The sequence below is a fragment of the Nostoc sp. LPT genome, from assembly GCF_017115165.1.
In the GTDB taxonomy this organism is placed as follows: Bacteria; Cyanobacteriota; Cyanobacteriia; order Cyanobacteriales; family Nostocaceae; genus Nostoc.
Genome location: NZ_JABXKF010000015.1, coordinates 1 through 12556, shown reverse-complemented (window position 1 = coordinate 12556; position 12556 = coordinate 1). Strand labels below are relative to the sequence as shown.

At 39.0% G+C, this 12556-nt stretch carries 5 protein-coding genes and 2 pseudogenes; 4 read left to right on the top strand and 3 right to left on the bottom strand.

The genetic code is table 11. The annotated features are described in order from the left end of the window. Positions 1 to 128: 128 nt before the first annotated feature. Both HWQ58_RS02635 and acnB read left to right on the top strand, forming a co-directional pair. Positions 129 to 416, top strand: a pseudogene (locus HWQ58_RS02635) (DUF4351 domain-containing protein); the annotation flags it as partial. 356 nt (positions 417 to 772) lie between these two features. Beyond that, complete coding sequence (gene acnB / locus HWQ58_RS02630) at positions 773 to 3439, top strand: bifunctional aconitate hydratase 2/2-methylisocitrate dehydratase (RefSeq protein ID WP_292857525.1); 2667 nt, start codon at positions 773 to 775, stop codon at positions 3437 to 3439. Positions 3440 to 3734: 295 nt separating this feature from the next. Here acnB and HWQ58_RS02625 read toward each other — a convergent pair. Then, positions 3735 to 5177 (bottom strand): annotated as a pseudogene (locus HWQ58_RS02625) (DUF262 domain-containing protein); the annotation flags it as partial. A 997-nt stretch (positions 5178 to 6174) separates the two neighbouring features. Here HWQ58_RS02625 and HWQ58_RS02620 point away from each other — a divergent pair. Both HWQ58_RS02620 and HWQ58_RS02615 read left to right on the top strand, forming a co-directional pair. Next, positions 6175 to 7788: an NAD(P)H-quinone oxidoreductase subunit 4 gene (locus HWQ58_RS02620; RefSeq protein WP_292857363.1), complete on the top strand. Its 1614-nt coding sequence runs from the start codon at positions 6175 to 6177 to the stop codon at positions 7786 to 7788. A 203-nt stretch (positions 7789 to 7991) separates the two neighbouring features. Next, the gene (locus tag HWQ58_RS02615; RefSeq protein WP_292857360.1) at positions 7992 to 8597 is read left to right on the top strand and encodes a Uma2 family endonuclease; all 606 of its coding nucleotides are present in this window, start codon (positions 7992 to 7994) and stop codon (positions 8595 to 8597) included. A 179-nt stretch (positions 8598 to 8776) separates the two neighbouring features. Here the strand turns inward: HWQ58_RS02615 and HWQ58_RS02610 are convergent, their stop codons facing one another. Both HWQ58_RS02610 and HWQ58_RS02605 read right to left on the bottom strand, forming a co-directional pair. Next, positions 8777 to 10462: a COR domain-containing protein gene (locus tag HWQ58_RS02610; protein ID WP_292857357.1), complete on the bottom strand. Its 1686-nt coding sequence runs from the start codon at positions 10460 to 10462 to the stop codon at positions 8777 to 8779. Beyond that, positions 10446 to 12556: COR domain-containing protein (locus HWQ58_RS02605; RefSeq protein ID WP_292857354.1), on the bottom strand; the 2111-nt coding region annotated here is incomplete at its 5' end. The genes HWQ58_RS02605 and HWQ58_RS02610, both read right to left, overlap by 17 nt.

Genomic DNA, 12556 nt, shown 5'->3' with positions numbered 1-12556 from the left:
TCCGCTTTTAACTTTTTTAGAATGGTATCTGTGAAAATTTAAGGTATCCAGATCCCCGACTTTTCAAAAAAATCGGGGATCTATTTCATCACCAATGATTCAGGACTGCTATATAATAAGACTTTGCATTAACCGAAAACTTGAGAGTAAATCAAGAATTAGAAGCAGATGATAGGGAGTTAATTATGCGACTAGAACCACTTTATCAAAAAGACAAAGAACAAGCTATACGAGAAGGAAATAAACAAGGAGAACAACGTTTAGTTATACGTCAACTCAATCGCCGTATTAGTGAAATTGATGCATCATTAATTGAGCGAGTCCAAAGTTTATCGATTGAACAATTAGAGAATTTAGGAGAAGCATTATTAGACTTCTCTAGCGTTGCTGATTTAGAAACTTGGTTAAACCAATAATAAAGATAAATCATTACAGCTTTTCATAATCAAATAAGTTAATCAGAGCAAGCTCCTTGCTTCCTCTTAGGGGGTTGGGGATGGAGTTCTGTACCTACTCAACTAATCACCGCCAATTTGGATTAATTAATTTTTAAGTAACTCGGATACAGCAACCCTGTTCAGTGTTGCTCGTATTCTATCAAAGTGTAAAAATCTTCGGTTGACAAAAACTAAACTTTAAGTATAAAAAAAATGCAAAAAACCGATTGCTAGTAAGGCTTTTAGTAATAAAAGTAAGCTAAACTTTTATAGCCAAGTATTACCTAAAAATATTTCATAATTAAAGGTAGAACATCCCAATGGAGAACATAAAAATGCTGGAATCATATCGTAAACACGTTGCCCAAAGAGCAGCACTCGGTATTCCCCCTTTACCATTGGATGCGAAGCAAACCTCAGAATTATGTGAATTACTGAAAAATCCGCCAAAGGGTCAAGAGGATATATTATTGCATTTATTAAGCGATCGCATTTCTCCTGGTGTTGATCCAGCAGCTTATGTCAAAGCTGGATTTCTCACCGCGATTGCCAAAAAGGAAATCACCAGTCCCTTGGTTTCGCGCATAGAAGCGGTGCAATTGTTAGGAACCATGATAGGTGGTTACAACGTACAATCTTTAATCGAACTGCTGCAATGGCCCACCGTATCTGTCTCAGACTCATCTGAAACACCTCTAGTGATGGGTGGACAAGGAAAGGAACCCATCGCCGCTTATGCCGCCAACGCCTTAAGCAAAATCCTTTTGGTGTATGACGCCTTCCATGATGTTTTACAGTTGTCTAAAACCAATCCTTTCGCCAAGCGGGTGATTGACTCTTGGGCGGAAGCTGAATGGTTTACCACTCGCCCCACAGTAAAAGAAGCGATTACTGTTACCGTTTTTAAAGTTCCTGGCGAAACCAATACCGACGATTTATCGCCCGCCCAAAGCGCCACAACTCGCCCAGATATTCCCTTACACGCCTTAGTGATGTTAGAGTCACGGCAACCGGGAAGTTTGAAAACCATTGCCGAGTTGAAGACAAAAGGGCATCCTGTAGCTTACGTGGGGGATGTAGTTGGTACAGGTTCCTCGCGTAAATCTGCCATCAACTCAGTATTGTGGCACATGGGAAATGATATACCTTTTGTGCCAAACAAACGCGCTGGGGGTTATGTTTTAGGTGGTGCGATCGCGCCTATCTTCTTTAACACAGCAGAAGATGCCGGTGCTTTGCCTATTCAGTGCGATGTCACCAAACTAGAAACCGGCATGGTAATTACCATCCATCCCTACAAAGGCGAAATCACCAATGAAGCAGGCGAAATCATTTCCACCTTCGCCCTCAAACCTGATACCATCCTCGATGAAGTCCGCGCAGGTGGACGCATCCCCCTACTTATCGGACGTACCCTCACCGACAAAACTCGTCTTGCACTTGGTTTAGAACCCAGCACTGTCTTTACCCGTCCCCAGCAAGCCTTTGATACAGGCAAAGGCTACAGTCTAGCACAGAAAATGGTAGGTAAAGCTTGTGGATTACCTGGTGTGCGTCCCGGCACATCCTGCGAACCGATCATTACTACTGTTGGTTCTCAAGATACCACAGGCCCCATGACCCGCGACGAATTGAAAGAACTCGCCTGTCTTGGTTTCAGTGCAGACTTAGTGATTCAGAGTTTTTGCCACACAGCAGCTTATCCCAAACCAGTAGACATCAAAACCCATCACGAACTCCCCGATTTCTTTGCTTCTCGTGGCGGTGTCGCCCTCCGTCCCGGTGATGGTATCATCCACTCTTGGTTAAACCGGATGCTGCTATCCGACACCGTAGGAACTGGCGGCGACTCTCACACCCGCTTCCCCTTGGGTATTTCTTTCCCCGCCGGTTCTGGGTTGGTAGCCTTTGCAGCCGCCTTGGGTGTCATGCCTTTAGATATGCCAGAGTCAGTTTTAGTAAGATTTAAAGGTGAGTTGCAACCAGGTGTCACCCTGCGAGATGTCGTGAATGCCATTCCCTACGTGGCAATTCAAAAAGGTTTGCTAACAGCAGACAAGCAGAATAAGAAAAACGTTTTCTCCGGGCGAATTCTGGAAATAGAAGGTTTGCCAGATTTAAAAGTTGAACAAGCCTTTGAACTCACCGATGCTAGTGCCGAACGTTCTTGTGCCGGATGCACAATTAAGTTGAGTGTAGAGACAATTTCGGAATATCTGCGTTCTAACGTTGCGCTGCTGAAAAATATGATCGCACGCGGCTATCACGATCCGCGTACCATGCTGCGCCGTGTGGCCAAGATGGAAGAATGGTTAGCAAATCCCGTGTTATTAGAAGGCGATGCTGATGCGGAGTATGCCGAAATAATTGAAATTGATTTGAACGAAATCAAAGAACCAATTGTTGCTGCTCCCAATGACCCCGATAATGTGAAATTATTATCGGAAGTTGCTAACGATCCAGTGCAAGAAGTATTCGTTGGTTCATGTATGACGAATATTGGTCATTATCGGGCAACAGCGAAAGTTTTGGAAGGCGCAGGTGAAGTGAAAACTCGCCTGTGGATTTCACCACCAACGCGCATGGATGAACACCAATTAAAAGAAGAAGGTGTATACAGCATTTTTGGGGCTGCGGGTGCGCGGACAGAAATACCAGGATGCAGCTTGTGCATGGGAAATCAGGCGCGAGTTGCTGATGGGACAACAGTGTTTTCTACCTCTACTCGCAACTTCAATAATCGCATGGGTAAAGATGCGCGAGTGTATCTTGGTTCAGCAGAATTAGCCGCAGTTTGTGCCTTGCTGGGACGGCTTCCAACAGTGCAGGAATATTTGGACATTGTGGCGAGGAGAATTCATCCTTTTGCAGATGATTTGTATCGCTATTTGAACTTTGATCAAATCGTCGGTTTTGAGGATGAAGGAAGAGTGATTGCGCTGGAAGATATGCCTAAGATTGAGGATATTTTGGGTATGCCAGCTAGTAGTTTTAGTAGATAATTAAAGTTTGGTGGGCAATGCCCACCTTTCAAATCAATTATTTTTGAAAAAGCTTAGAAATAGCTATTAAATCACGTCCTTGTATCTCAACTGTAGATGAGTCTTTCCTCGTGAAGGCTTTTTCTCCAAGAAATGAAACTTCAGTTTGTACCGGGATAGTAATCCTAATGACTGAATGACCTTTATATGATATCGTATCAAACTTAGTTAGTACCTGCGTCTTTAATGTTTCTGTAAGAGCAGAATTCTGAATCGTATTCGTCAATAATCTCACATATTGCTCGATAGTTTGTTTTTATAACTTTGCTTCTCTATCAATTCCTACAACATATCTTCCATTAATTTCAATAGGTCTTACCTTATCTTGTATTTCGATTTTATCAGCATCTTTTTGAGAGTCAGTAACTCCAATATGAATATATCCATCGCTATCTGACCCTAAGTTTGCTATTCCACATATAGTTTCAACAATTCTTTCTAGTAAATCTTTATTTAGGTTTCTTTTTGGAGATAAATCGAGTAACCCTTGCTTACATTCATACCTTGAAGTTTCTATACGAGAACGACGCAAAGAATTTTCAAGATCAAGTACAAGTTCAACGCCATGTCCTAAAGCAGATGGTTCTTTTTTAGCAAAACAATCTTGAATTAGACCTATAGTTTGCTTAATGTTGCTCTTACGGTCTTCTGTTGTTGTGTAGTGACTACTTAAATCCAACTTTCTCTGAAGTCCTCGGAGACCATTCATTATACCTTCTGGATTAACAGGAGAAAGTTCTTTACGAATAACTAGGTCGAAAAAAGCCATTAAAATAGTGTAAAATGCCGTTCTGATAGGATTATTACTATTTGGATTGACAACACGCAGTAAAGACTTAGGTTCTGAACTATAGGCTTCTATTGTTTCTCGCATTACTGCAAATGTAGTGATTATATCCTGAGTTAATTTTTTGAATCCATAGGTTGCTAAGGCACTATCTAAAACTTGAGAATATTTTCCACTCAAGTCATATAAACTATCTAAACGTTCGGTACTTACTGGTAAAGGTTCATTGAGTAAAATAGAAGCTATAATATCAGCTATCATTTGTTCGTCTTCGCTTTCACGAAGTAGTTTTGCAGTTAAGGCTCCTTGTTTACACCATATTGTATCTTCAGCTTTAATTTTATAACCTTGATTACTTTTTTGTGAATCAATACTTATTTCTGGCATATCTGTAAGACGTAATACTTTATCTGAAACATCTCCACGCAACTCCATAGAGATTGTTCTCACTAATTCTGCAAATGCAGTTGTTACACCCGCTTGTCTTTTTTCTTGGCTACTTAAGTGTTTACCACTAGAATTAATACGACCAAATACTTCTGTAATGTCTTCTTCTGCCATTGCAGTATATACCGTTATTGCAAGTTGATAATCTAAAATATCGGCACATTCTTTTCCAGATAGCAACTTTATTGCTTGTTTTTTATCATCTTTTTTGTTAATTGGAATTTTCAGAATACTATCAATTGCTAATTGTTTAGCATAAGAAAATTCATCGATATCAAAATATTCATTATCAAAACTAAACGAATTTTCGATAAAACTAAAAATTGCATTAAGACGTTGCATTCCATCAATAATTTCATATTTGCCACTACCGTGTATCTGAGGGCGTTCTGCTAATAAAATCAATGGGATAGGATATCCTTTTAAAATACTTCCAATTAGTTTTTCTTTTTCTGAAACCGTCCATACAAGCTTTCTTTAATACTTTCTATTTACTAATAAACTACCTGAGCGATAGAGCCGATAAGCTTCTGTAACGCTCATTCCGCGAGGTGTAATGCTCATATTCAGTATTTAACAAACTTAATTTGTAGTACAAAGCTACACGTAAAAACAAGTTATATTTAATACCTAAATATTTTCTTAAGATTAAGCCGTGTTTGCACTTCTAAATTCTCCAATGCGATGACTCCGCAGATTCCCAGCAAATAATATTTTCAAAAGATAAAGTGACCACAGAATTGAAATACTGCATTAGAAAACATTTATGGACTTCTACACAACAGTTTTGCGAAAGAGTGCGGGTTATTGGGTTGCTTTATACTTAGAAAATGACTGGTAGGACAAGGGATAAATCAAGAAGCAGCGATCAAGCAACTTAATGAAGCGATCGCCTCTTTTGTCGAAGTTTATAAAATCGAACCTAATCTTTACCATACTTCACTCACTATAGAAGAATTACATGAGTTTTTGGCAGTGAAAGACACTGAATTAGTATGATAAATCTTCGAGATCGAGAAAGTTTACGTCAAAGTGCATAAGGTAGCCCATCTTAGACTTCGGATATTAATTGCTGTACGATCGCCATCTCACTAATTTTTTATACCAACCATAATTCATGTCTTCGTCCCTGGATGTGCTTATAGTCTGGGACTTGCTGCAATTGTTCGACGAAATTCATAAGCCCTGACAATTCGGCTAAAGCAGGAAATGTAACTGTATTGTAACGGTGGCTTAAGCTGCCGTTTTTTGTTGACGTTGCAAAAGTTTACATTTAGAATGGAATCGTCAAAACTCGATAAGTATTTATTCTTATTTATCCTGAAAATTTGACATTCAATGAGTATATGTTCTTATCTTTGTCAAAAATTTAATATTTTAGAGTTAAAGAATATTTACAAAAGTATTGATTACTTAATATAGTGAAACTAAAAGTGATAAGGCAAACTGATTGTCAGAAGTGATGAATACTATTGAATTTCCCTGGCTAACAGCCATAATCCTCTTACCCTTGGTGGCTACCTTAGCCATCCCCCTGATCCCAGACAAGGAAGGTAGAACTGTTCGGTGGTATAGTCTGGGAGTTGCGATCGCTGACTTTGCACTAATAATTTATGCCTTTTGGTATGAGTACGACTTCCAGAGTTCAAGACTCCAACTTATAGAAAACTATCCTTGGATAACGCAGTTGGGTTTGCATTGGGCTGTGGGGGTTGATGGTTTATCGATGCCCTTACTGCTTCTGACAGGCTTAATAAATACCCTCGCAATATTCGCGGCTTGGAAAGTTACCACCAAGCCGCGATTATTTTATGGTTTGATGTTAGCGATGTACAGCGCCCAACTTGGCGTATTTGTCGCCCAAGATTTGCTGTTATTCTTCCTAATGTGGGAAATCGAATTAGTGCCGGTTTACCTGCTGATTTCCATCTGGGGAGGACAGAACCGCCGTTATGCCGCTACCAAATTCATTCTTTACACCGCCGCCGCATCAATATTTATCTTGATTGCCGGTTTTGCACTTGTCTTCTCTGGAGATACCGTCACTTTCGATATGGCGACTCTAGGAATGAAAGAATACCCCAAAACCTTGGAATTGTTGGTTTATGCAGGTTTCTTAATTGCCTTCGGTGTGAAAATGCCGATTTTCCCTTTACACACTTGGCTACCTGATGCCCACGGTGAAGCATCAGCACCCGGTTCAATGATTTTGGCTGGTGTGTTGTTAAAAATGGGTGGTTATGCTCTGATCCGCTTCAATGTAGAAATGTTGCCCAATGCCCATGTGACTTTTGCCCCAGTGTTAGCAGTTTTGGGTGTGGTTAACATTGTCTACGGTGCTTGCTGTGCCTTTGCTCAAACCAATCTCAAACGCCGCTTGGCTTACTCTTCAATTGCTCACATGGGGTTTGTGCTGATTGGGATTGCCTCTTACACAGAGCTGGGTATCAGTGGTGCAGTGTTACAGATGGTTTCCCACGGGTTGATTGCTGCTAGCTTGTTCTTCCTGTCTGGCGTGACTTACGATCGCACCCATACTTTGATGATGGATAAAATGGGCGGTATGGCTAAGGTAATGCCCAAAACCTTTGCTCTATTTACCATTGGTTCAATGGCTTCTCTCGCCTTACCCGGAATGAGTGGTTTCGTGGGTGAGTTGATGGTGTTTCTGGGTATCGCCAGCAGTGATGTTTACAGTTCCAGCTTCAAAGTTGTAGTCGTGCTGCTGTCAGCAGTTGGCGTGATTTTGACACCGATTTATTTACTATCGATGCTGCGTCAAGTGTTCTACGGGGAGCAAAATAAAGAGTTGCACTTGGATGCTGTAATATCTGATGTCAAACCCCGCGAAATATTTATTACCGCTTGTTTGCTACTGCCAATCATCGGAATCGGGTTTTATCCAAAATTAGCAACGCAGACTTATGATGTGAAAGCAGTAGAATTAGCCGCCCATGCTCGTCAAGTTCTACCAGTTATTGCTCATCAACAACCATCAAGTCTGTACTGGCGTATTTTTTCTACACCAACACTGGCGACTTCTCAAGTTGAAAGTTCGATTAACATTTCTGAGTAAATTAACTTCCCATTAAGGGATCTGCAAATAAATTCTAAATATTAGGAGAATAAAGGGGTGGTTTCATAACCACCCCTAAAATTTTGGCATTATTGAGTTGAAATAGATTTTTAGGTAAGGGCAATTCATGTAGACGCATTCGCAAAGCGCCTAGAGCGTGAAGAGATTATAGTGAAAGCAAGTGAAGTAGCCAAACAGCAATTATGACCACCAATTTACCTGTAGTCACAGAAATTATACCAATGGTTTTGCAATTGCAACCTGCGATCGCATTAACCGAAGATCAATTTTACGAGTTTTGTCAGTTAAACCCCGACTTTCGTATCGAACGTAATGCTGTGGGAGAATTAATGATTATGCCACCTACTGGTTCCGAAACCGATCAGCATAACTTTGACATTATTGTTCAGTTGGGTATTTGGACAAAGCAAGATGGTACAGGTGTAGGCTTTGGTTCCAGTGGTGGGTTTACTTTGCCTAATGGTGCAGTGCGATCGCCCGATGCAGCGTGGATAAAACGCGATCGCTGGGAAGACATACCATTGGAACTGCGAAAAAAATTTGCACCAATTTGTCCTGAGTTTGTGATTGAATTGCGTTCTGAGAACGACAACTTGCGAATTTTGCAAGACAAGATGCAAGAGTATATTGATAATGGCACACAACTTGGTTGGTTAATTGATAGAAAACAACGCCAAGTTTTTATTTATCGTCCTAATATTGCGGTTGAGAAATTAGATAACCCTAAGACACTTTATGATGAATCGTTATTACCTGGGTTTGTTTTGGATTTAAGTCAGATTTGGTAGGAAATAAGCTAGTTTTACAGTACTAAAAAAGACTGGCATTAGTACAATAACAGTATTTATTCGGAAAATTAGAGTTGACAGATATGAAGTTTGCACTTCAACAACAATAAAATGTGGTTTAAGCGCTCCTTCAGGAGAAAGGTGAAGAACAGTAAGATGTTGGGGTGGTGCGATCGCTTTTAATTAGTAAATCTTTCAGTGCGATCGCTCTGTTGATTCACGCTGGCGATCGCTGTGATGGTTGTCTTCGCATCTGAAATAGGCTTGGGTTTATCTGAATTTTCGGATGCTGGGACTCCATAAAAGAATAGAAGTAATACAAGGACAAACGCCGCAAATGCCCCTGTAGCTTTAATATTAGTTTTGCTTAAAGGTACATATGCTTCTAAACCAAGACTACCTGTCAATAAATAACCTGATATCCCAGCAAATGCGGCTGCTAAAAATCTAATTATTGCTAGAGTACCACCTTCCATTGCTCGTGGGTTTAGTACAAGAACAATAAAGACTATTAAGACCGCTAGAGCCATAGCAAGAGCTATTCCACGTTCAGCAGGTGAAATTTGTGGGTTCATAATTGGTTGATTTAATTGGTTTATCTCGATGACATCATCTATCAAATACAAAATTTTTACCATTTTCGTACTTTCCTCACATCTAACTTCAAGGATTTTATTTTTTATATATTTACATAAAAGATAATAATCATAAAAGAATGGTTCAGTATTATTGTTGCAAATTTGACAATTACAAGGAATCAATTCGTTCACAACTAAATTTTTAAATTTATTATGTATTTCTCTTATTTCTTTCAAGATTATAGTAAGTAACGCTTTTCTTTCTTGAGGCGATCCTGATACTCTAATATTGATTACGTTCAGTCCTTTTTTTGTATTGAAATTCTCTATTACCTCTGCTTTAGTAATGTCTATGTTTTGGATACTATACGCTTGATTTCTGTTTAAATCATTTTTTATAAAAATAGCTCCTTTTTGCCATACTAAATCTCTGCCATTCTCTTGGGCAATGTAAGTGGATAAGCGCACAATTAACTGCACGATTATGCCTTTTGGCATGAAGGGATATTGAAAACGAAAGTTTAAATTATTTTTATTATTCCAACTAAAATATGGCTTTTCGATTGGTAACAATTGAGGGGCAATATAATATTTATCATCTTTATCTTGCAATTGTAACTCATAACAAATATCAAAATTATTCTTTTTCATTAAATTTAATAATATATTTTTTTGCTCATAAATATAACCTTTCTTATCCCAACGTTTAAACAGCCATGTTTTATTAAATTTACCTCCCTTATTATGCAAATCTCTATCTGATAAAACAGTATATATTGCATTTGCAACCCACTGGGGATTTAGAAACACTAAGTCATGTAATTCACTATCATTTTGAAAATGAAGTATTATTCCTAAATCATGTAAATAACTACTTAATAATAAATGATCTGATTCTTCTAAAATATCATTACTTCGACAAATATCACAATACTCACTTAACCTAATATAATTAAAATTCTTTTTTAACTTCTCTAATTCTTCACGGACTTGTATCCACTTTATAGGAAGTCTATCACCAACATGTTCTAGTTTACAAACCATTTCTTGTACTTTGGATAGTAAATATTGAAAACGTCCATCTTCAGCCGCTAAATTAACATCACAACGTTCAATAAGAACTTCTTTATAATGTTCTCTATAAGTGTTTAAATCAAAATTAGTACTAGATGAAGATCCTATTTCATTAAAAACAACTAAAATAGGGCTATTTCCTCCAAGTATTTTAATGATATTGAACCAATAATCAAACTCTGTACGCTGTTTCCTATCATCTACTACTAGCACATATAATGAACGACTTAGTTAAAAAGAATTGATGTATTGTATACTGAATTTCTTGCCCTCCAAAATCCCATATATTAGCATTAAAACTAGTAAGCTTATCTTTATAATATGGAAATTCCCAGCCAGAATAAACATTAATTCCTAAAGTCGCTTCTTCAATTTTAGGAATTACTTTATAATTAGGATCTATCAATTTTCTCATCAGTGATGTCTTACCTGCGCCTGGTTCACCTACTATCAGTATCTTAGCTTCATATAACACATCATCACCTTGTTTTACTTGCTCGATATAACTTTTAAATTTACTAGAATTTTGATTTAATGATATTGAAATAGGTATGTTATCTGATTTGTTTTCCATGAGCCTTCTATCGTCAATATCATCAATCAAACCTAATACATTAACCATTTGATAACTTTTTTGACATTGAATTCTGTCTAGTCTATTTACTACAAATTGCCGTAAAATTTCAAATTGATAAAAATGTGGTTCTTGATTATTTTTGCAAGTGGCACAATTACAGGGGATTAACTTGTTGTATTTCAGTCCCCTGTAAGAAGCATGAATTTTATCTAATTGATATGTAACTATGATCATCAAATCTCTTTTGTGGCGGCCTGAGATCCGAATCTTAATCTCTCGCCTGTGGTAATATTCAATTACCTCTGCCTTTGTCTGGTCTTTGCTGAAAACGACGCCGCTTTTCCAGACACATTGTTGTTCATTAATCAACTCATGCATAGCGACAATGAACTGCGTAATAATCCCTTTAGGCACGAACTCGTAAGCATAACGCAGAATCAGGTTGTCGGTTTCATTCCAATCATAAGAGGGTTGATTAGCAGATAGCAGTTGTGGGGCAATATACTTTCCTTGGCTTCCAGGAATTTTGTAACACAGCTTGAAGTTGATCATCAGGCGCAAGAGTTCATCATGCATTGGGGCGTATTCGTCTTCACACCAGATGTTTGCCAAGTCAGACCATGTGAAACTGCCCAGTTTGCGAATCACTTTTTCATTATCCAGCACTTTGTAGACTGCATCAGTTCCCCACTTGGGTTTGAGGATGACGGTCTTGTTCAAAAGTGGGTCTTCCTGAAAGTGCAAGCATACCCCTAAATCGTGCAGATAGCTGCTCAACCGCAACTTGTCATTTCTTTGAGTGAACCCATTTTGTTGGCAGATGTTCAAATATTCATCCAAGCTGATGTAATTGCGTGGGTCACTCTCCAAAGCTTCCCGGACTCTAACCCAGGTTTTCGGGAGGGGACTGCCAATGTGAGGTAGGTTTTTAACATAATGCTTGATTTGTTCTAAAACTTGTTCTAAACCTCTGTTGGTAGCAAGGTTTGTTGATAAAGTCTCCTTCAAATTAGTAAACTGCCCCCGTAACTCACGTTCATTGATTTCTCTGTGGCGGTTTTGCTTCTCATTTTTGATGATTAGCAGGGGACTATTATCGCTCAACATTTCCACCACATTTAGCCAATAATAAAAATCCGTCTCTTCTTTACGAGTATCTGCTACTAAAACATAGAGAGAACGTTTAGTAAGGAAAAACTGGTGAGTAGCATGGTAAATCTCTTGCCCCCCAAAGTCCCAAATGTTGACTCGAAATTCTCGCCCATTTTCCATTGGGAATCTCCAGTGGATCACCTCAATTCCCTTCGTGGAGTCTTCCTCTCGGAGTTGATAATTTTGGTCTTCAATTTTCTTCGCCAGTGTTGTCTTCCCTGCTCCTCCTTCGCCAACTATTAGTAACTTTGCCTCGTACAGATAATCTGTGCCTTCTGCTTCCAGTTGTCGAAAATAATCTCTAATCGCCTTAATACCTTTTGCAACAATTTCTGGTGGTGGCTTTTCGATGGGGTTGTCCCTTAAATTTAGGGAAGTGAGTTTTTCCAGGTGGGCGATCGCTTCTGGCAGTGTCGTTAATTGGTTGTCCCTTAAATCTAGGGAAGTGAGTTGTTGCAGGCGGGCGATCGCTTCTGGCAGTGTCGTTAATTGGTTGTCCCTTAAATCTAGGGAAGTGAGTTGTTGCAGGCGGGCGATCGCTTCTGGCAGTGTCGTTAATTGGTTGCCGCTTAAATTCA